This window comes from Clostridium sp. YIM B02506, assembly GCF_022324845.1.
GTDB lineage: Bacteria > Bacillota > Clostridia > Clostridiales > Clostridiaceae > Clostridium_T > Clostridium_T intestinale.
In genome coordinates, this window is record NZ_JAKGTG010000038.1 from 1 (window position 1) to 21752 (window position 21752).

General features: G+C 30.2%; 22 protein-coding genes and 1 riboswitch. Of the genes, 3 read left to right on the forward strand and 19 right to left on the reverse strand.

All coding sequences use genetic code 11. The annotated features are described in order from the left end of the window. From L1S49_RS20275 to L1S49_RS20285, 3 genes are all read right to left on the reverse strand, one after another. Window positions 1–1195 (reverse strand): FtsK/SpoIIIE domain-containing protein (locus L1S49_RS20275; protein WP_238907162.1); only part of this gene is annotated, 1195 nt, incomplete at its 3' end. Continuing rightward, window positions 1182–2048 (reverse strand): hypothetical protein, encoded by an 867-nt coding sequence (locus L1S49_RS20280; protein ID WP_238907163.1) that lies wholly within the window; start codon window positions 2046–2048, stop codon window positions 1182–1184. The genes L1S49_RS20280 and L1S49_RS20275, both read right to left, overlap by 14 nt. A gap of 122 nt (window positions 2049–2170) precedes the next feature. After that, window positions 2171–2491 (reverse strand): hypothetical protein, encoded by a 321-nt coding sequence (locus L1S49_RS20285; RefSeq protein ID WP_238907164.1) that lies wholly within the window; start codon window positions 2489–2491, stop codon window positions 2171–2173. Between the two features lie 329 nt (window positions 2492–2820). Between L1S49_RS20285 and L1S49_RS20290 the strand changes: the two genes are divergently transcribed. After that, entirely contained in the window at window positions 2821–3288 is a 468-nt protein-coding gene (locus L1S49_RS20290; protein ID WP_238907165.1) for a hypothetical protein, read from the forward strand. Window positions 3289–3333: 45 nt separating this feature from the next. Further along, the gene (locus L1S49_RS20295) at window positions 3334–3687 is read left to right on the forward strand and encodes a hypothetical protein (protein ID WP_238907166.1); all 354 of its coding nucleotides are present in this window, start codon (window positions 3334–3336) and stop codon (window positions 3685–3687) included. Between the two features lie 130 nt (window positions 3688–3817). On the opposite strand, the gene guaA is transcribed toward L1S49_RS20295, so the two are convergent. The 13 genes from guaA to groES form a co-directional block, all read right to left on the reverse strand. Further along, on the reverse strand, window positions 3818–5359 hold the full coding sequence (guaA, locus tag L1S49_RS20300; protein WP_238907167.1) for a glutamine-hydrolyzing GMP synthase: 1542 nt from the start codon (window positions 5357–5359) through the stop codon (window positions 3818–3820). A gap of 21 nt (window positions 5360–5380) precedes the next feature. After that, on the reverse strand, window positions 5381–6838 hold the full coding sequence (guaB, locus tag L1S49_RS20305) for an IMP dehydrogenase (protein ID WP_238907168.1): 1458 nt from the start codon (window positions 6836–6838) through the stop codon (window positions 5381–5383). Between the two features lie 163 nt (window positions 6839–7001). Beyond that, window positions 7002–7099, reverse strand: a riboswitch (purine riboswitch). Between the two features lie 119 nt (window positions 7100–7218). Then, on the reverse strand, window positions 7219–8529 hold the full coding sequence (locus L1S49_RS20310; protein WP_238907169.1) for a hypothetical protein: 1311 nt from the start codon (window positions 8527–8529) through the stop codon (window positions 7219–7221). A 15-nt stretch (window positions 8530–8544) separates the two neighbouring features. After that, a complete protein-coding gene (locus tag L1S49_RS20315; RefSeq protein WP_238907170.1) occupies window positions 8545–9042 on the reverse strand; it encodes a type II secretion system protein in 498 nt (165 codons plus the stop codon). Window positions 9043–9046: 4 nt separating this feature from the next. Continuing rightward, complete coding sequence (locus tag L1S49_RS20320; RefSeq protein ID WP_238907171.1) at window positions 9047–9520, reverse strand: type II secretion system protein; 474 nt, start codon at window positions 9518–9520, stop codon at window positions 9047–9049. 25 nt (window positions 9521–9545) lie between these two features. Next, window positions 9546–10196, reverse strand: coding sequence for a type 4a pilus biogenesis protein PilO (pilO, locus tag L1S49_RS20325; protein ID WP_238907172.1), 651 nt, complete (start codon window positions 10194–10196; stop codon window positions 9546–9548). Continuing rightward, a complete protein-coding gene (pilM, locus tag L1S49_RS20330) occupies window positions 10196–11740 on the reverse strand; it encodes a pilus assembly protein PilM (RefSeq protein ID WP_238907173.1) in 1545 nt (514 codons plus the stop codon). Before pilM ends, pilO begins: the two co-directional genes overlap by 1 nt. Window positions 11741–11756: 16 nt before the next feature. Beyond that, on the reverse strand, window positions 11757–12521 hold the full coding sequence (locus L1S49_RS20335; protein WP_238907174.1) for an A24 family peptidase: 765 nt from the start codon (window positions 12519–12521) through the stop codon (window positions 11757–11759). A gap of 64 nt (window positions 12522–12585) precedes the next feature. Next, window positions 12586–13002, reverse strand: a complete 417-nt coding sequence (locus L1S49_RS23320; RefSeq protein ID WP_275299648.1) for a type II secretion system protein — start codon at window positions 13000–13002, stop codon at window positions 12586–12588. 31 nt (window positions 13003–13033) lie between these two features. Beyond that, window positions 13034–14251: a type II secretion system F family protein gene (locus L1S49_RS20345; protein ID WP_238907175.1), complete on the reverse strand. Its 1218-nt coding sequence runs from the start codon at window positions 14249–14251 to the stop codon at window positions 13034–13036. A gap of 17 nt (window positions 14252–14268) precedes the next feature. Continuing rightward, window positions 14269–15951 (reverse strand): type II/IV secretion system protein, encoded by a 1683-nt coding sequence (locus L1S49_RS20350; protein WP_238907176.1) that lies wholly within the window; start codon window positions 15949–15951, stop codon window positions 14269–14271. Between the two features lie 278 nt (window positions 15952–16229). After that, complete coding sequence (groL, locus tag L1S49_RS20355) at window positions 16230–17855, reverse strand: chaperonin GroEL (protein ID WP_238907177.1); 1626 nt, start codon at window positions 17853–17855, stop codon at window positions 16230–16232. Window positions 17856–17871: 16 nt separating this feature from the next. Continuing rightward, complete coding sequence (gene groES / locus L1S49_RS20360; RefSeq protein ID WP_021800347.1) at window positions 17872–18156, reverse strand: co-chaperone GroES; 285 nt, start codon at window positions 18154–18156, stop codon at window positions 17872–17874. A 321-nt stretch (window positions 18157–18477) separates the two neighbouring features. Here groES and L1S49_RS20365 point away from each other — a divergent pair, with 321 nt between their 5' ends. After that, window positions 18478–19149 (forward strand): TIGR01906 family membrane protein, encoded by a 672-nt coding sequence (locus L1S49_RS20365; protein WP_238907178.1) that lies wholly within the window; start codon window positions 18478–18480, stop codon window positions 19147–19149. Between the two features lie 51 nt (window positions 19150–19200). On the opposite strand, the gene msrB is transcribed toward L1S49_RS20365, so the two are convergent. From msrB to L1S49_RS20380, 3 genes are read right to left on the reverse strand one after another with little or no spacing between them, the layout of a single operon-like run. Then, on the reverse strand, window positions 19201–19647 hold the full coding sequence (gene msrB / locus L1S49_RS20370; protein WP_238907179.1) for a peptide-methionine (R)-S-oxide reductase MsrB: 447 nt from the start codon (window positions 19645–19647) through the stop codon (window positions 19201–19203). Further along, complete coding sequence (locus L1S49_RS20375; RefSeq protein WP_238907180.1) at window positions 19631–20947, reverse strand: O-antigen ligase family protein; 1317 nt, start codon at window positions 20945–20947, stop codon at window positions 19631–19633. Before L1S49_RS20375 ends, msrB begins: the two co-directional genes overlap by 17 nt. 11 nt (window positions 20948–20958) lie before the next feature. After that, entirely contained in the window at window positions 20959–21657 is a 699-nt protein-coding gene (locus L1S49_RS20380; RefSeq protein WP_238907181.1) for a TVP38/TMEM64 family protein, read from the reverse strand. Window positions 21658–21752 lie beyond the last annotated feature (95 nt).

Genomic DNA, 21752 nt, shown 5'->3' on the forward strand with positions numbered 1-21752 from the left:
AACTAAATTGACTACTTAATCTCAAATTCATATAAAATTTCTTTGGTGCTATTGTTCTAAGTTGACGACATTGAGCGGACGGTCTTTGCATTAAGATTTCAACAATCACTCCTGCTTGTCTACCTTTCATTACTATAGTGAAAATATAATCTAACACTTCTTTACTTAGTTTCTTATCTGTTGAATGTAAAAAAGCACTAAACTCATCAAATATCACTATAACTGGAGGTAGACCAAAGTCTGTATAGTCTTTCCCAAATGCTGACCTATCATTAAAGTAAGTCTTATATCTATCTTCCATTATTTCTACTACTTGTCTTAGCATTTTGGCTATTTGGTTAGCTTCAGTGGCAACTCTATCTTCTAAATTTTCCAAAAACCTCAATAAGCTAAGATCTGCTTTTTTAGGGTCTATAATATATAATTCTGCTTGTGGTGTTAGACTTAAATAACTTACAATTTTTCCTAAAATGAAGAATGATTTACCCGAGCCTGTGCCCCCTACTATTAAACTATGTGGAGTTTTAGATAGCCTATAAGAAATGCTTCGACTAATCTGAATAAAATCTAATTTTTTATATTTATTATTAAGACTTTCTGACAAATCAATTCTTTTATCTCTATGCTTTAAAAATACATACTCGAAATAGTCTACTGTAGAATTAGTGGCATCTATTTCTAAGGATAATGTGCTTTCAAGATTTTCGCCTAATGTAGGTGCAATTTTAGTAAATCTATCTCCTAACTTATCAACTCTAACATATACCTTAGTTTCATCTTCTTTATAGTATAATTTAATGGCTCTTACTATCCTTTTTTCTATTTCTATTTTTCCATTTCTTTCTATCCTCAACGACTCTTCATCATAAAGCTTGTTCGTATGAATCAAATATCTTAGATTATTCTCTATATTACTTTCTTTTTCTTTATTGCTACGTACAAAGTTCTTATAATGAACAAACGTTTTAAATATTAGAAAAAGGTATGCGAATAGTAATAGAATTTGCAATATAGAACTAAAATAAAATAAATCACTAAACAACATAGTTAAATAAGTTTCAAACAATACAGTTATAATTAAAAGGTATACTCTTATAGGAATACCCCATAGCTTTAATTTTTTATGTGGTGGATAAATAACTTCCTTCCACTCTTCTTTTTCTCTGTTTCTATTAAATAATCTAAACATAAACATTCTTAACAACCCCTTTTTCCCAATAATATGTGGTATTGTCTAACTGAAAATATTTTGATTTGATATTGCCTGTTTTTATTTGATTTATATACTCTACTGTTTTTTCTTTTAGAAACATAAAAAAAGTATCATTATTTGTCGACGTAATGTTCTTTATAAAATCAAATGTTCTTGGAGCTTTTTCATATAGAATCTTATTCGTATCATTATTTGCAAAATACAAGGCAAAACATTCTGCGAAATATTCCCACCTAGAATTCAAATAATAATTTAGATAAGCAGTATTAGTATTTTTAAATGTGTATGAATTAAATAACTTACTGGCTTCTGCCTTATATATATCATCAAACTCCTTAATTCCTGAATATGCGTAACCCATTAAATTTAACTCATAATCATAGTCAAATGCATGTCCAATTTCATGCATAGTATTAATCTCATTTCTATATTTACAAAATACATTAGTGTTATCACTATCAACATAATTAACTAAAATAAGCTTATCTAATCCTCTGAATTCAGCAACAAAACCTTCAGCTGGCTCCCACGGTATATAATCTATCTTTATATTGTTCTCAATTAATTTATTTAATACCTTAGAAGGGAGCTTTTTAACTGTTTTTATACTGTTTAAAACACCAGCTTTATCTGAATAAACATTATCTACAAATAAATTACTTATGATCCTATCCGTCTTATACTCCTTATATAGTTCAAATCCAATACTAAAGCAGTTTATAGCAAATACTGTAATCATAATATATATATAGTATCTATAATTAATCTTTTTCTTCTTCCCCCTCTCAAATTCTTCACTGAACTGTGTCTTAAAAGGTTCTATTGCATTTTCCATATGTATCAACTCCATTTTAAATTTAATTATTTTAGTATTAGACATACACAATTCAAATACTGGATTAATGATGAATATTTTATTAATCTGATATAAAAGGGAGAAATACATCCCTTCTCTATCTAGTTTTTGGAATAATAGAATGATTTTAGATAAAATCTATAACTAGTATCACTCTGCAATAATTCATATAGTAACTTATCATTATCCCTACGTTTCAAATGCTTAGAAACTAATAAATTCCCTATTACCTTTTTTAATGTGGGCTCTGAAATGTTTTCAAAAGGTAATTCTTGTTTTAAGCTAATAAGTTGCTCATTAGCTATTGCAAACTCCTCTGACTGTTCAATTCTTCTAAGCGTTTGTATCCTTTTGCAAAAATCATAAGTTAAATTTTTTAAATAAATGTCTTCTCTTTGTAAAATATCTCTTATATTTTCCATCTTTTTAAATCTCCTTTATAATTCAATAATTTGTTATAAATATAACCGCTGATTCTTAATTTTCATAATAAAGCTAACTATCTCTTTTGGTGAAGCTCTCAATGAATCTGTCATCTTATTACCCCCTAAAACTATTTTATATCCACTAAAACCTCAATTATACCTCTATTTTTTCTTAAAATTCATTTAAATGAGGTTTTATTACACCTTATCATAGATTGGAATTTTATTCAATAGGCTATTCCCATATTTATTAAAAATATTGCTATAAATATTATTATTGTGGTATTCTTAATTAATAATAAGTGTAAATAGGAGGAGAAATAAGTATGGAAGAAGAAACTAGGCAAGAAAAATTTCGAAGAATAGCGGAAAGGCGTATGTCAAGAATTTTTAGTAATATGAATTTAATTGCTAATTTATCATCAAAAAAAAACTATATGTATAGTAATCAAGAGATTACTGAACTTTTTGAAGCTTATATGAAAAAAGGGGCAGAGATTCGAAAATATTTTGACTCACCAATTACTTTAAAAAATAATACAATCTCAAATTTCAAATTTTCAGAAGATAATAAAGAAAAGAGTGTCAAAGAAGATAAATTTAGAAGGGTAGCAGAAAATCGCATGTCTCGAGTTTTTTCTGATATGACTTTAATAGCTAATTTATCGAATAAAAAACACTATACCTACAGTGTTCAAGAAGTAGATGAACTTTTCCAAGCTTATGAAGAAAAAGGTCTAGAGATTCGAGCTTTTTTTGAACCACTGAAAGAAAAGTTTACTTTTTCAAAATAAGATTTTAATGTAAATGAGTTAAATTTTAGAAAGGAAATAGTTATAATGGATTCTACAATTGCATTTGCTTACCAACCTTCAATATCATTATTAACAATTGATACAATGGAGTTTGATTGGATAACTGATACTAAAGAAACTACTAAGATTTTTGAACAACTTTCTAAAGTTAATGATTTCGAATACTATTATATCAATCAGATACTAATAATACCTGACCCAATACCCTCACCTAGATTAAACTGGTCTAAAAAAGTTATAATAAATAATTTAGAGATAGACTGTAATGGAAGGTTCCTAGCATTTTTTCATTACAATAATAATGGGAATACTATTTTTGCTAACTCTTTAACGTTTCCCGAATATATATTTTTAAAAGATAATATTGATATTATTTAATGTCTCTTACTTACTTATTTTAGGGGGGCTTTAGCGGGGGGAACTATATAAAAATAAGCCTATTTTACAGTTTATTAATCACAATAAATACTGTAAAATAGGCTTTCTCATTTCATATTATCTATATTCTTTATTCAAACTCTATAGTAGCTGGTGGTTTTCCTGTGCAATCATAGAATACACGGTTAACGCCTTTTACTTCGTTTATTATTCTTGTAGTTACTTTTCCTAGTAGTTCCCATGGAAGATCAGCTGATTCTGCTGTCATGAAGTCACTAGTTGTTACTGCACGTAGTGCTACTGCATAGTCATAAGTTCTTTCGTCTCCCATAACTCCAACAGAGCGCATGTTAGTTAAAGCTGCGAAGTATTGATTTATTGATTTGTCTACTCCTGCTTTTACTATTTCTTCTCTGTATATATAGTCTGCTTCTTGAACTATTCTTACTTTTTCAGCAGTTACTTCTCCTATTATACGGATACCAAGTCCTGGTCCTGGGAAAGGTTGTCTGTATACTAGTTTTTCAGGAATGTTTAGTTCTAGTCCTGCTTTACGTACTTCATCTTTAAATAATGCTCTTAGTGGTTCGATTATTTCTTTAAAATCAACATAGTCAGGAAGTCCTCCAACGTTGTGGTGAGATTTTATAACAGCTGAATCTCCAAGTCCACTTTCTATAACGTCTGGATATATTGTACCTTGAACTAGGTAATCAACGGTTCCTATCTTTTTAGCTTCTTCTTCAAATACTCTTATGAATTCTTCGCCAATGATTTTTCTCTTTTGCTCTGGTTCTTCTACTCCTTTTAATTTTTCGTAGAATCTTTCTTGAGCATTTACACGGATAAAGTTTAAGTCATATTGTCCTTCTGGTCCAAATATTGCTTCAACTTCATCACCTTCATCTTTACGAAGTAAACCATGGTCAACGAATACGCAAGTTAGTTGTTTTCCTACTGCTTTTGATAGTAAAACTGCTGCAACAGATGAATCAACTCCACCTGATAAAGCACATAATACTTTACCATCTCCAACTTTTTCATGGATTTCTGTTATTGTTCTTTCAACAAAGGAATCCATTGTCCAATCTCCAGAACAGTTACAAACATTGTATACGAAGTTTGATAACATTTTAGTTCCTTCTTGTGTATGCATAACTTCTGGGTGGAATTGAACTGCATATAGATTTTTTTCTGCATTTTCCATAGCAGCTACTGGACAAACTGGAGTGTTTCCTACTATTTTAAAATTCTCTGGTGCATTTTCTATGTAGTCAGTGTGGCTCATCCAGCAGATTGTTGATGGTGATACCCCTTCAAATAGCTTAGATTCAACATTAACACTTACTTCTGTCTTTCCATATTCACTTACTGGAGCAGTTGCAACTTTTCCTCCAAGAACATGAGCCATAAGTTGTGATCCATAACATATACCAAGAACAGGAATTCCTAATTCAAATATAGCTTTATCACATAAAGGAGAATCTTCACCATATACACTGTTAGGTCCACCAGTGAAAATAATTCCCTTTGGATTCATTTCTCTTATTTCATCTACACTTAATTTGTATGGATGAACTTCACAATACACATTACATTCTCTAACTCTTCTTGCTATTAATTGATTATATTGACCACCAAAATCAAGTACTAAAACTAACTCTTTATTCATTATTTCTCCTCCAAGGTTTACTTATTGACTAACGCTGTAGTTAGGTGCTTCTTTAGTTATATTAACATCATGTGGATGACTTTCTTTAAGTCCTGCTGAAGTTTGAACAACAAATGTTGCTGTTTCATATAATTTATCAAGAGTGCTTGCTCCTAAATATCCCATACCAGATCTAATTCCACCTATAAGTTGGTAAATAGTTTCTGATAAATATCCTTTATAAGCAACTCTTCCTTCAACACCTTCTGGAACTAGTTTTTTATTTCCTTCTTGGAAATATCTATCCTTTGATCCTTTATTCATAGCTGCTAAAGATCCCATACCTCTATATACTTTATAATTTCTGCCTTGATATATTTCAATTTCTCCTGGTGCTTCATCACAACCAGCAAGTAAAGATCCCATCATAGCTGCTGATGCTCCTGCTGCTAATGCTTTAACTATATCTCCTGAGTATTTTATTCCTCCATCTGCAATTACAGGAACTCCATACTTTCTACCCTCTTCTGCACAATCCATAACTGCTGTTAACTGAGGAACTCCTACCCCTGCAACAACTCTAGTTGTACATATAGATCCAGGTCCTATACCAACCTTAACACAATCTGCTCCAGCTTCTATTAAATCTCTAGTAGCTTCTGCTGTAGCAACATTCCCTGCTATTATTTGAAGTTCTGGATATTTACTCTTTATAGTTTTTACAGCATTTAAAACTCCAAAGGAATGTCCATGAGCTGTATCTAAAGTTATTACATCAACATTAGCTTTAACTAAAGCCTCAACTCTCTCTTCCATGTCTCCAGTTACTCCAACAGCTGCTCCACAAAGAAGTCTTCCTGCAGAATCTTTAGCTGCATTAGGGAATGCTTTTACCTTTTCTATATCTTTAATAGTAATAAGTCCTTTTAAATATCCTTCACTATCTACTAAAGGAAGCTTTTCAATTTTATGTTTCTTTAATATTTCTTTAGCTTCTTCTAATGTAGTACCTTCTGATGCAGTTATAAGATTTTCCTTAGTCATAACATCATCTATTTTTCTATCAAAATTTGTTTCAAATACTACATCTCTATTTGTAATTATTCCTATAAGTTTTCCATCTGCTGAAGTTATAGGAACCCCTGATATTCTATATTGAGCCATTAAATCTAGAGCCTCTTGTACACTGTGATTAGCTGATAAGAATATAGGGTCTTTTATAACACCATTTTCTTGTCTCTTTACTCTATCAACTTCTCTTGCTTGTTCCTCTATAGTCATGTTCTTATGTATAATTCCTATGCCGCCTTCTCTTGCAATAGCTATAGCCATTTTTGATTCAGTTACGGTATCCATACCAGCACTCAATAGTGGTAAATTAAGTTTTATTTTTTTAGTAAGATTCGTTGCTAAAGTTACTTCCTTTGGTAATATTTCAGACTTGTTTGGTACTAAAAGAACATCATCAAATGTGTACGCTGTTTTAAGTATTCTTGCCATGAAAGACTCCTCCTCAAAATTTAAATTTTAAAAATAACCCAATGTTTTTCTTGCATTTTTCATTTCTCTTGCAAGTTATCTTGCATTTTAGAAATAAAAAAAGCATATTAACTCAAGTGAAGTTAATATGCTCAAAATAAGCCCTTCCATGGACTCTATAATAAATACACATTAATTCACTCATAGTCAGAAATTTAAGGTTTCTGGTAGATACTCCTAGCCATATCCTAGGTATATACGAGTAATCTGTTTTGAAATTATACTTATTATAGAATATAGTTATTAGCTTGTCAATAAAGAATGATTTCTTGCAAATAATATTATCCTAGGTGTATTGCCTTCATTTTATATATTGATAGCTAAAAGTGTAATGCTACTAATTAACTATTTTCATACTTAGGGTTACCTATTATTTTATAGTCATTAGATCCACCAGTATTTATTGGTGGATTAAAAATCATAGGTGAGTTACCTAATCCAATTTTAGTGTCACCTACCATTCTAATACTCTTACTTATAACTGCACCATTTATATATACGCTTCCAGATAAGTTTACTGCTGCATTCGGAGCATATATAATTTTTGATGCAGCCGTTGATCCTGAAATATTTACAAAATTACCGCCTGTAGCTACATCTCCTGTAATACTACCCGCATTAGCTAATGTTAAGCTGGCACTTCCCAAATATAAAGATCCATTTATTACTGTTTCATTATCTATTGATAGTTCACTAGGGTTATTGCAAAAAATAACCAAATTATCTTTTTTAGCAGTATTTTGCCAACTCCAATTTACGAATCCTTTAACTCTTATAATATTATCTATATAAAGATAGACTTTTCCAGATCCATTTATAACTATATTTCCTTGAGACATTTCAAAATTGCTTATCCTAATAACGGTATCTGTTCCATTTGTATTTATCTGCAAGGTTCTATTACTTGCTATACTAATAGAATCATAATATCCACTACCATTTAAAGAGAAATATGGGTTTGTCTCTCCTCCAGATAAGGATACATTTGATTTTTTTACTAAGGTTGATTGATCTGGAAATTTAGGTAATATCAATGGAGCAAAATTCATTTCTTTAGTATTCTTAACTATCATAGGTTTACTTTTATTCATGGCCCAATTAAGTATATTTGAACTACCACTTTTGGGTATTATGACGTTTCCTTGTATGTTAGAATTCCCAGTAGCTGTAATAGCTCCTGCATTTAAAGAACTTGTTTCAGCATCTCCATAAATAGCGCAACTTCCCTCTAGGTAAATTTTTTCTTTTGCATATGCAGCTGTCTTTATCTCAATACTACCACCGCTATTACCATCTCCTCCTGATGCTTTAGATGCTAATACCCAAACAGTCTTACTCTTCCCATTTATAGTTGCCTTGCTTATGATTTTATAATTACTTCCATCAGGTTCTACCTTAACATCATAAGTGCATCCGTTTGTAGGCGGAACAGATATAACTCCAGTGGTTTTATTTTTGTTAAACCAAGCTATACCATATTCTAAGCCTGATTCTGCCGAAAAAAGAACATCTTCTGACTTCTTTTCTTGAGCATTAGCTTTAGTAGTTTTTGAGATAGTTGTTAAAGTAACGCTAGAAAAAATCATAGCTACTGCTAACACCATTAGAACTATTATTAATGAAGCCCCCTTTTTCTTTTTTCTATGTTTCATCTATCCCAATCCCCCTTATATCATTCTTCTAGTTACTACTGTTTCAAAACTTGTTTCTATATCTTTACGATTGCTTTTTATATAAACTTTATAAGACTTAGTTCCTAAAGTACTTAATTGTACATCTACAACGTAATTAGCTAAAGTAGCCATTTTAGTTGATGTACTTCCTGAAACTTTATATTTAACTATTTTAGTTGCTTCTTTTGTATAAATATATTTTTCACTTGATGTATTAGTTATCTCCGTAAGTACTATAATAGAACTACCTAATCCATAATTCCCAGGTATTAAACTAGTTGTTTTTACATCGGAAGCTAACTTCATATCCTCTTCAAGTATAGAAGAAAAGTTCCTTGCTTCATCTAAAACTATACTTTCTTGTTCCTGTCTATTAAGTGTACTGTAGGCTTTATTAAAAAGAGTGTATGTTAACATTAATGTTATTGCTAAAATTGCTATAACCGCTATCATTTCTATTAAAGTGAATCCTTTTTTTCTTCCTTTATTCATAGCATCACCCTGCTAAATATATAGTTCTAGATATTTCACTAGTACTTATTTTATTTAAATTCCAAGATGTTATATCAAATTGTAAAATTCCTAAGGTTGAATCTTTCATTGTTACCTTCACTTTAATAGCATATTTTTTAGTACCACTTAATGTACTTACATCAAAACTATCTGCTTTAATTACAGAAGTTTTAGCTGGAATAAAGTCACTCGTAAAAATGCTTTGTAGCTCAGTTATATTATCAAAAGTTAAAATATACATGTTCCCAGACGTATTAACTTTGTATCCTGCACTTTTATCAGAGTTCACTAATTCCACAAAAGCCTTAGATACACTGTTTGAATCTAAATCCTTTTCGTTTCTTACATTTGTTTTAATTGCCAGTAGCATTAATGAAGCTATTACTGAAAATATAAGTACTAGCATAGCCATTGATGCAATCATCTCTATTAGAGTAAATCCTTTTTTCCTTTTCATCTAAATCACCTCAATCTTAGTGATTTTAATTAAACATATTGTCTTTTCCATAACTTCCACTATTAAAATCATAATTTTCTTCCATGTCTCCTGGCGCATAGTAGAAAGTTAAATCTATAGTTGAACTTTCTTTTGTTGACGTAATGGAATTAATTTCACATATTCTTGATCCATTTTCTAAATCATTAACTAGATTTAATATATTTGAAAAGTCACCTTTTAATGATAGTGTAACCTTCTGTGTACTTAATCCCCCTTTGTTGGAGGTTGAAGGAGTACTAGCATCCTTAGAAGTATCTCCCTGTTGATACACTTGTCCTTTCTCCATTGCTATACTTTGGAGTGTAACTGTGTTTTTATTTGCCAAGTCATTTAAATCCTTAGAAAGTTCTGGATATTTATCAATCTTAGGTAATGCTCTGGCAGATTCATTATATTTATCTTTTAATTCATTATACTCTTTTTCTTTTATAATTATTTTATTTTCTATATTTTCATAGTTTAAAGTTTTATTTCTTAAAGCTTCAACTTCGGTTTCTAGAGGTGCAAGTTTATCCATGGTCGGAATTATTAAATAATTATAATAAACAAAAAAGACTGACATTATAGCTACTATTAATAGTAGTATTTTTTCTTTATGACTTAACTTATTTAAACCTAAATCTATCTTTTTCATTAGCTTTGCCCTCCTTGAACAAGGATTTCTAAAGTAAAGCTACTTGATGCTTCCCCTTTAGTTATGCTTGCAATGTGAGAATCTTTAAATCTTGCATCTTCTCTAACATTAGCCCAAAACTCAGATATTTTATCATAATTACTACTAGCACCGCTTATAGATATATTGCTGCCTGTAATAGAAAAGCTACTTACTGTAACTTCTCCAGGTATAAGCTTTTGAATATCACGAATTAAGTCATCTGTCTTTTTATCCTTTTGCTCATTTAACACTTTTACCTTTTCTATGTGACTGTTGTATAGACTTATATCATTTTCAAGTGTGTTTAACTTATCAACATTCTCTTGATTGCTGTTAATCTTATTTATTAACTTATCTTTTGAGGAATTCAAATACATTTCTTTTCCTTTTAAATATCCGATTCCGCCTAAGAATACTACTAATGTAAAAATTATTGAAGCAACATAAACAGCTTTTTTCTTTCCTCGTAAATCATTTAACTTTAAGTTATAAGGTAGTAGATTAAGTTCCTTTTCACTATTATTTAGCATTAATCCATAGGAGTAAAAATAGTCACTTAAAGTTATACTTCTTGGAACTTTAACATTATACCTTAAGGTTTTAAAATCATCTATCTCTACTATTTCTGTATTAAAAATCTTTGAGAATTCTTCTTTAACCCCTTTTACTTTTGCTCCACTTCCTATTAGATATATTCTGTCTAAGTTCTTTTTTACTTTTCCAACAGAATAAAACTGAATTATGGAATTAAAATAGGAACTTATTGTGTTTATTATTCTTCTTACACTTGTGCTTTCTTCGTTAATATCTTCTTCAGTTAAATCTATTTTATATAAATACTCATTATAAGCTTCTATGCTGTCTATCTGATCTAAATTATTCCCTAATATCCCCATGTTTTGATACTTTTCTATTTCAAGCTTTCCAGAACTAGCTATATGAAAAGATGCTGTATCACTATTTAGTGTTATTAAACCTATAACATCCTCTTTATCCTTAAATACCTTAGAACTCCTTAGCATCCTTGCACCTATTGTTGCATAAGTGTCCAAGGCTACTAACTCTAAATTTAATCTTTCTGCAATCTCAACATAGGCATCTATTTTATTCATTTCTACGGCTGCTATTATTACATCTGCATTCTTTGCTTTACCTTCACCTAACTCCTGTAGAATCTCATAGTCATAATAATATTCGTCTACTCTATCATTAAGATATTGTCTAAGCTCCCAAGATACAGCTTCTCTCATAGGCTCTTCTCCTAAAAGGGGAAGTATGGTGTGCCTAGTTATTACATCCTGCCCTTTTACTGTAAAGGAAACATCTTTTACTCTTATTTTATCTTTCACTAAATAATCTTTAATTACCTTAGATAATAGCTCTGTATTTTCTATTCTATCTTGCAAATATGAACCTTTAGGTGTTTCTAGTATAGTTGCCTTTTTTATCTTTGTTTTAGTTCCAACAACTATAGCTATTCTGTCTCTAGAAATATCAATGGATATTTTGTCTTTTTCAAACATTCTTTCACCTCAAACCTTAAATAAACATTTTTAAGTACCAGTTTAATATTTCATTTCCATACATCAAGGTTATATATCCTGCTAAAGCTATATAAGGACCAAATGCCATATAATGTCCTCCTATAGACTTATATTTAATTAATAATAGCAGACCTCCTACTATCCCACCTAATACTATAGATATAAATAACATCAATAATGCATTAGGCCATCCTAAAAATAGTCCTATTATAAATACCAATTCCACATCTCCCCACCCCATAGCTTTAGTTGTTATAGCTATTAAAGCAAGAATTCCAGCTGCTATTACAGCTCCAAATATATAATTAAATGGTGATACTCCACCTGAATATTTTTCAACTCCAATATACAAAACCCCAAGCCCAACTCCAACATAAATAGTGTTGTCATAGATATCCTGAGTTTTATAATCAATTATTCCAATGACTAAAATCAATGATATAAATAAACATATCAATATAAACTTAACACCAAACCCAAACTTAAATAATAAACTTAAATATAAAAGTCCATTTACTAACTCAACTAATGGGTATTGGATAGAAATCTTCTCTCCACAATACCTACACTTTCCTTTTAAAAACAAAAAACTAAATACTGGAAATAAATCCTTCCATCCTAATTTATTATTACAATTACTGCAATGAGATGGAGGATATGCTATTGACTCCCCTTTAGGTATTCTATAAATACATACGTTTAAAAAACTTCCTATAATAATTCCATATAAAAAAACAAAAATACTTATAACTGTATTCATTTTACTTCTCCATTTTTATGGTATGGTAATACCTCCCGATATGGGAGGTATTGATTAAACTTTATTACTCTGTTTCTCCTGTAGTAGATGTTTTACCATCACTTAATGTAGTTACTCCATTACTTACAGATGTAACGGTTACATCACCATTTGTTATATCTTCACAAGTATCAATTGAAAAATCCTCTACTAGACTTACATCCCTTGGTTCAAGGTCTACATCCTTAGTAGTATCTGCTTGAACTTCACTTGCAGTATCAGTTTTATCTATTGAATTAGTATCATTTTTCGCATTATATGCTTCTACTGCCATTACTACATTTCTCGCTTGACCTACTACTTTAGTAATTCTAGCTTCATTAATATACTTAGAAACTCTTGGCACCAACACAGCTGCTAATATTCCTATAATCGCAATAACAGCTATAAGTTCGATTAGTGTAAAACCTTTTTTCTTTTTGTTTAATTTTTTCATCATCATTAAAATCCCTCCGTGTTATATAATTTATTTGTTAACGTTGAATATTATTGATTCCCTCCATCATACTTGTTAATGGTAGAATCATTGATAATACTATAATTAAAACAATTGCTGATAGTATTACTATCATCATTGGTTCTATAGATGAAACTAATCTGTTAGTGGCGTTTTCCACCTCCCCATCATAGAACTTGGAGGTTCTTTCTAAAACCTCTTCCAAGGTTCCAGTTTCTTCTCCCAAGTTTATCATCTGAGTGAGCATAAGAGGAAAAAGTTGCATATCCTCTAGGGTTTTGCCTATGGCATTTCCCTTTTTGATATCCTCTTTTGCAAGGTTTAATTTATTTTTTATATGAAGATTTCCTACAACCTTAGCCGATATTTCTAATGACTGGATTACCCCAAGCCCTGAAGATATAAGTATGGATAAGGTTTTTGCAAATCTTGCTGACACTATTTGTTTGTTTATTTCTCCAAAAACAGGTATCTTTAATCTATTAAAGTCCCTTTTTTCTATATAGGCTTCATCTCTATCTAACATGAATTTTTTAATGATATATATGGCTCCTGCTACTAGTAGCACTAATATCCAACTTCTAGTTAAGAATTTAGATAGACCCATAACAATTTTAGTTAAGGTCGGTATATCTCCACCTATATCTACTAAGTTCTCTACAAAACTTGGAACAACAAATATAAGTAAAAATGCAACTATAAGGATAGCAAAAGCTCCTACAAATTTAGGATAACTTAAAGCACTTTTAACTTTTTGCTCCTGTTTATAGAGACTATCATAATACTCTGCTAAGTCTTCTATGATTTTATCTAATTTTCCTGAAGCTTCTCCAGCTTCAATTAAGTTAATCATCATTTCTGGTATATCTTTTTCATACTTTAGACAATCTGATAAACTTCTTCCTCTTTGTATCTGTTCTTTAGACCTTATTAGAACCTCTCTCATTTTCTTATTGCTTGATTGCTCTATACATATTTCTAAACATCTTATAATAGGGGTTCCAGAACCTAATACAAAGGCAAATTGTCTACAAAATATTGATAAATCCTTTGTGGTTATCTTATTAAAAAGTTCTATATTTAAAGCACTTCTATCTACAAATTCTTCAACAGATATGGGATAATATTCTCTTCCTCTTAAGCTTTGAATAACATCCTCCCTGCTTATAGCCTCCATAGAACCTTTTATCTTATTTCCTTGTAAGTTTCTAGCCTCATAATTATAAATAGCCATTTACATCACCTTTTTTTCTATTCCTTTAAGAAGGTAACTCTAAGAAGTTCCTCGACTGTGGTAATCTTATTTAAAACATGCTCTGTGCAAGCCATTTTAAGAGTTTTCATTCCATTTTTTATAGCTATATCTCTAAGCTCATCTGTATTTTTTTTATTATTAACAGCTTCTCTTAACTCTCTTTTAATTTCCATAATTTCATATATACCTATTCTTCCTTTATAACCTATGTTCTGGCATAAAGGGCATCCTTTTGCTCGTACAAGAGAAAGCTTTTCATTTTTATCAACTTCCAACATCTCTTTTTCATATTGACTTGCCTCATATTCTTCAAAACAATGTGGACAAACTTTTCTAACTAGCCTTTGAGCTATTATTCCTGTGATAGATGTGGATATAAGGTATGGCTCAATGTTCATGTCCTCTAATCTAGCTATAGTTGATGGAGCATCGTTAGTATGGATTGTGCTTAATACTATATGTCCTGTTATCGCTGCTCTTATAGCTATTTCAGCGGTTTCATTATCTCTTATCTCTCCTACCATTACGATGTCAGGATCTTGTCTTAATATACTTCTAAGACCTGAAGCAAAGGTTAAACCTGCTTTTGTATTTACATTAACCTGACTTATTCCTTCCATTACATATTCCACTGGATCTTCAACTGTTATTATGTTTTTATCTAAAGTATTTAACTCATTTAATAAAGTGTAAAGTGTAGTGGATTTACCACTACCAGTTGGACCTGTTGCTAGTATTATTCCATATGGTTTATCCATAATACTTGACAATAATTTCATATTGTAACTTGAAAGGCCAAGTTCTTCTTTTTTTACTAGGAATGAACTTCTTGATAGTATTCTTATAACTACCTTCTCTCCATGAATTGTTGGTAGTACAGATACTCTTAAGTCCACTTCCTTATTATCTATCTTAGTTATTATTCTTCCATCTTGAGGAATTCTCTTTTCAGCTATATTAAGATTAGCTACTATTTTTATTCTTGTTATAAGAGATCCTTGAGTTTCTTTAGGTATATCAAGAACCTTTTGAAGATTTCCATCTACTCTGCATCTTACTCTAACCCCATTTTCTAAGGGTTCTATGTGAATATCAGAAGCTTTCATTCTTACTGCATTTTCAATTATGGTATCCACAAGCTTTACAGCTGGAGCATCTTTAACCTCATCAAAATCTACATTAACTTCTTCCTTTTTTTCTCTAGCTTCTCTATCAGCTAAATTTTTAGCTGTTCTTTCTGCTACTTGTCTTGAATAGTATCTTTTTATAGCTTCATTAATTGACTCTGAAGAATCCATAACTAATTCGGTATCTAAACCTGTAGCTATCTTTACATCTTCTATTGCTAATATATTAAATGGATCGCTAGTTACTAAGGTGATTTTATTTCCTCTTATCTTTATAGGAATAATTGTATGTTTTTTCGCTAAAGCCTCTGAAATCCTATAAACTGCATTTTCTTCAATAGGTGTAAAATCAAGGTGTATTCTTGGTATAGCCATTTGCATTTCTAATATAGTAAGAATATCATCCTCTGTTACTAGCCTTTTTTCTACTAATATCTGTCCTAATCTCTTGCCAGTAGTTGCCTGAAGTTTCAACGCCATAGCTAAATCTGCTTCATTAAGCTTTCCGCTATCTATAAGCAAATCTCCAAGCCTTTTTTTCTTTTCGCTCATTTAATCACCTACATATCTTATTACGATAATTTCATTATACAGTATATGTAAAACATTCAAAAGAAATATTTAGTGACTTTGCCAAAAAAAATATGGTATTTTTCTTCTTTATTCGACAATTTTCTTATTATTTCTTTTTTTATATTTTTAACGAATAATCTCACTCAACAACCCATTAAAGCTATCAATAATTATTGTACCCATAATAAAATATTTAGTTGCATTAATTTTAAACACAAAAAAAGAGACAGCTTTCGCTATCTCTTAATATCTCTATCTTAGTACATTCCGTCCATTCCCATTCCTGGTGCACCTGGCATTGGAGGATTTTTTTCTGGAATATCAACTACTGCTGCTTCTGTAGTTAAGAATGTTGATGCTACAGATGCTGCATTTTGAAGAGCACTTCTAGTAACCTTAGTTGGATCAACTATTCCATCTTTTATCATGTTTACGTATTGTTTAGATAAAACGTTGTATCCTACTCCAGCTTCACTGTTTTTAACTTTTTCTATTATAACAGAACCTTCAAGTCCAGCGTTTACAGCTATTTGTCTCATTGGCTCTTCTAAAGCTCTTACTATTATATTTATACCTACTTGTTCGTCAACTTCTTCTGATGTTAAAGTAGCTACTTTATTTATTACATTAACATAAGCAGTTCCGCCGCCTGGTACTATACCTTCTTCAACAGCTGCTTTAGTTGCTGCAAGAGCATCTTCTATTCTTAATTTTCTTTCTTTTAATTCTGCTTCTGAAGCTGCACCAACTTTAACTACAGCTACTCCACCAGCTAATTTAGCTAATCTTTCTTGAAGCTTTTCTTTGTCGAAATCTGAAGTAGTTTCTTCTATTTGAAGTTTTATTTGAGCTACTCTTGATTTAATTTCTTCTTTGCTTCCTCTTCCATTAACTATAACAGTGTTTTCTTTTGTTACTTTAATGCTTTCTGCTTGACCTAACATGTCTAAAGTAGTTTCTTTTAAATCTCTTCCAAGTTCATCAGAAACAACTTCTCCACCAGTTAGGATAGCTATATCTTGAAGCATGTCTTTTCTTCTATCTCCAAATCCAGGAGCTTTAACAGCTACACATGTAAATGTTCCTCTTAGTTTGTTTAAAACTAGAGTTGTCATAGCTTCTCCTTCTATGTCTTCAGCTATTATTAATAGCTTTCTTCCAGCTTGAACGATTTGCTCTAATATAGGAAGTATATCTTGTATGTTTGAGATCTTTTTATCTGTAATTAATATATATGGATTATCAAGATTTGCTTCCATCTTATCTGTGTCAGTTACCATGTAAGCTGAAACATATCCTCTATCAAATTGCATACCTTCAACTACATCTAATTCAGTTCCCATGGATTTAGATTCTTCAACAGTTATAACACCTTCGTTTCCAACCTTCTCCATAGCATCTGCTATTAATTGTCCTATAGTTTCATCAGCAGCTGAAACAGCAGCAACTCTTGCTATATCTTCTCTACCATTAACTGGTTTAGAGATTAATTGAATTTGTTCAACAGCTTTATCTACAGCTACTTTAATTCCATTTCTTATTTGCATTGGATTAGCACCAGCTGTAACATTTTTAAGTCCTTCTCTTATTATAGCTTGAGCTAAAAGTGTAGCAGTTGTTGTTCCATCTCCAGCTACGTCATTAGTTTTAGTTGCAACTTCTTTAACTAATTGAGCTCCCATGTTTTCATAAGCATCTTCTAGTTCTATTTCTCTAGCTATTGTAACACCATCGTTTGTTATTAAAGGTGTTCCGAATTTTTTATCTAAAACTACGTTTCTTCCTTTTGGTCCTAATGTAACTTTTACTGTATCAGCTAGCTTATCAACACCAGCTTGCATAGCTCTTCTTGCTTCTTCACCAAATACAATTGTCTTAGCCATTTATACATCCCTCCTATTATTCAACTACTGCTAAAATATCGTCTTGTTTTAATATTGTGTACTCTTCTCCATCAAGCTTAACTTCTGTGCCTGCATATTTAGAGTAAAGTACCTTATCTCCAATTTTAACTTCCATAGGAATTCTGCTACCATCAACAACTGCTCCAGGTCCTATTGCAACTACCTCAGCTTCTTGTGGTCTTTCTTTAGCAGCTCCAGTTAAAAGAATACCGCTTTTAGTTGTTTCTTCTGCTTCTAATCTTTTGATTACTACTCTGTCTCCAAGTGGTTTAATACTCATTTACAACCCCTCCTTAAATTTATAAAAATAATACTCTGCAAATTGTTAGCACTCATTTAAGTAGAGTGCTAATACTAATATTATAATAAATAATAAGCCTCATAAATTCAAATTAATTTATTCATTTTAAATCCCATTAAATCCTTATCTTCTTTAATTATCTTCCATTAATTAAGTTTTTCTTTAAAATGCTATTTTTTTCTATATATTTGTTGTGCATAACTATTTTAAAAAATTATGATACAATATCTTAAAAGCTTATTATAATTATTTACATGGGAAAACCATTTATTATTATTGACTAAAAGGAGAAACTTATTAATGAAAAAACTAAATTTTTCTACTATTTATAAGATATTTACAGAAATATGCCTATACTTTGTCTATTTTATCTTTTCTCTTACAGCAGCTTTTAAAATATTGATTAACTTTACACCTTTTTACGGATTTTTAATCGATATATTCAAAGTTACAGAAATAGTTAAAATCAGTAAAGAAAACATCTATTCTGATTTCACTAAGCTTATGGAGTACCTAAGAAGCTTTACTCCTATGAAGTTCCCCCTAGAATACTTTAAATATTCTCCATCTGGTGAATTTCATTTTATGGAGGTTAGACTTCTATTTTTAAAAATGGACATCTTGTTTTGGATTTCCGTAGTTCTTTTATTAATAATTCTCTTTATAAATAGAAAAAGTTTAAAATCTATTTTTAATAACTATAAAAAATTCCTTATTTGTGCCTCAGGGCTATTGATAGCTTTCTCTATACCAGTAGTTTCTAACTTTAGCTGGGCTTTTGAGAAGTTTCATAAGATAGTTTTTAGTAATGATGATTGGCTTTTTGATCCTAAAACAGATCCAATAATCAACGCTTTACCAGAAGGTGTTTTTTTCAGCTACCTAATAAGTATATTACTACTGTTCCTAATTATATTATTAATTCCTATAATTATTAAAAAGATTTTTCCTAAACTTAATAATAAAAGATAAATATAAAATAGCTGTGGACTAATTTTTTTAGCACCACAGCCTTTTAAATATCTAATCTATAAATTTTAAATACTCTTCGTAACCTTCTTCTTTCATTTTTTCTTTAGGAATAAACTTTAAAGATGCTGAGTTAATACAATATCTAAGTCCACCCTTTTCTTCTGGTCCATCGTTAAATACATGACCTAAATGTGAATCCCCTTCTTTACTTCTAACTTCCACTCTATGCATGCCATGAGTAAAATCTGCTTTTTCTTTAATTGTCTCTTTCTCTATAGGTTTTGAAAAAGCTGGCCATCCACAGCCTGAATTATATTTATCAGTTGAAGAAAATAAAGGTTCTCCTGTAACGATATCTACATAAATTCCTTCCTTAAACAAATCATCATATTCATTACTAAAAGGTCTTTCAGTAGCATTTTCCTGAGTAACTGCATACTGTATATCCGTTAACTTACTTTTTAACTCTTCCTTTGAAGGTTTAACATACTTCTTCATACTGCCCCTCCTTAGATTCAATAATTTTTTCAACTTTTTCTAGCACCTTAGAATTTTGAGCTAATCCTAGCCCCATCCAAAATAATGGTGCAACATTTATAACACTTATATTAAAAAAGCTTTGAATTAAATATCCAATAAAAGTTATGCTTATTATAAAGTTTATCTTACTTTTCCACATATTTTTTATATTATTCTTAAGGGATAAAAATATAAACACTAAATACACAATCAAGGCAGGTATCCCCATGGTAGCTGCTATTTGAAGAAATTCATTATGCGCCTTGTCTATTATAGCTCCATAAACATCTATATAATCTTGTCCATCTTCTGGGAAATATTTTTCAATACTATATCTAAAGGTGTCAGTTCCACTTCCAATCAAAGGATTCTTTTCTATAGTTTTTAGTGCAACCTTCCATATATACACTCTAGCTGATCCTAATGCTTCATTTGTTATTTTTCCATTCCTAAGAAGATCTCCGCTAGCAGATTTAGTATCATATATTAATTGATCGCTACGACTGCTTATTTTTTCTCCAGAGGTATAATCTAATATACCAAAAATGCTAATAAAAGCAATCATAAGTATAAGAGCTCTAGTTAAATACTTTTTATTAAAGTTAATTATTATATAAACTACCCCTAATAATGAATAAGCTATAAAGGCTATCCACCCGCTCCTTGTTAAGGTACATAATAAAGAAGCAAATAAAACCGCAGCTACCCCTATATACATTTTTTTACCCTTCAATATATATAAGACTATAGTGCAAGGTAAAAATAAGCTTATATAAGCTGACAAGAAATTTCTATGACCTTGAGTCCCTATAGAATTAAAAAGCATTCTAGCATGATAACTATCTTTAGGTATAGGATCTATGTTATAGAATTGAAAAATAGAATATATTGATATAATTACTGCCGGTATTAAAATAGCACGAATTACTTTTTTATCAATCTCTAAATAATTTTTCCCACAGTAATAAGTTAATCCATAAAATAATAGCATTATCACCCCTTCATACCTAATCTCCGTACCAAATATTGATACCATAGGTTTAATTGAAAAGATAGTACTCAATAAAGCTATCCCTAAATATATAATCAAAACTTTATCATTTTTATCTAATCTGATATTTTTTCTATCTTTTAATAAGATAAATATTAAAAGAAAATACATAATATATAGAAATACAGTCTTCGGTAAATAATAGCTGTCATCAGAGAATGGATGCATTATTAGAGGCATAACTCCAGCTATAATAGTTAATATTAATGTTATTTCTTTTTTGAACATATTATCCCGCCTTAATCGTCAATTGAGGAAATTATCTTTTTCCCTGTTATTATACTTATTACAATAACTATTACACTTATAATAGCTATTATAGCAAGTAATTTCCAATTATCAAAGGATAACTTATGTCCAAAAAAACTGGATACAAAAAGAGCTGGTATTCTAGCTATAGATGAATATATAATAAAATCTTTATACTTTATCTCTGAAACTCCACAGATATAGCCTAATATATCTTTAGGTATTCCTGGAATTAAATATGTAAAAAAAACTATTTTCTTAAGTTTTTTATCCTTCATAGGATGTTCTTTAAACTTTTCAAGCTTATGTATTATCCAAGTATCTTTTTCAGACACAAGTTTATTTACAAATGGTTTACCTAGTTTTCGTGATATAAAAAAGACAATAGATGTACCTAAACAAATCCCCAAAAAAGACAATAAAAATCCTCTTATAGGACCAAATATAAATCCTGCACTTATCTGCATTATATCTCCAGGTATAAAGAATATAACAATCTGAACTATCTGCAGTGCAATATAGATTATAAAGCTATAGTTTCCATATCCTAATATAATTCCTTTAATACTTTCAATATCTTTAAATACCAAAACTATTTTAGAATAATATTGAACCATTAGCACAATAGCAGCAATAATTAGTGGAATTAAAAGCAATTTAATTTTTTGTTTTTTAATAAATTCTTTCATATATATCATCCCTTAAAACCTTATTTAGATAATTATATAAATAAATAATCTATAAAGAAAGAGCCTGTTTATTACAAGCTCCTTAATTATTTCTT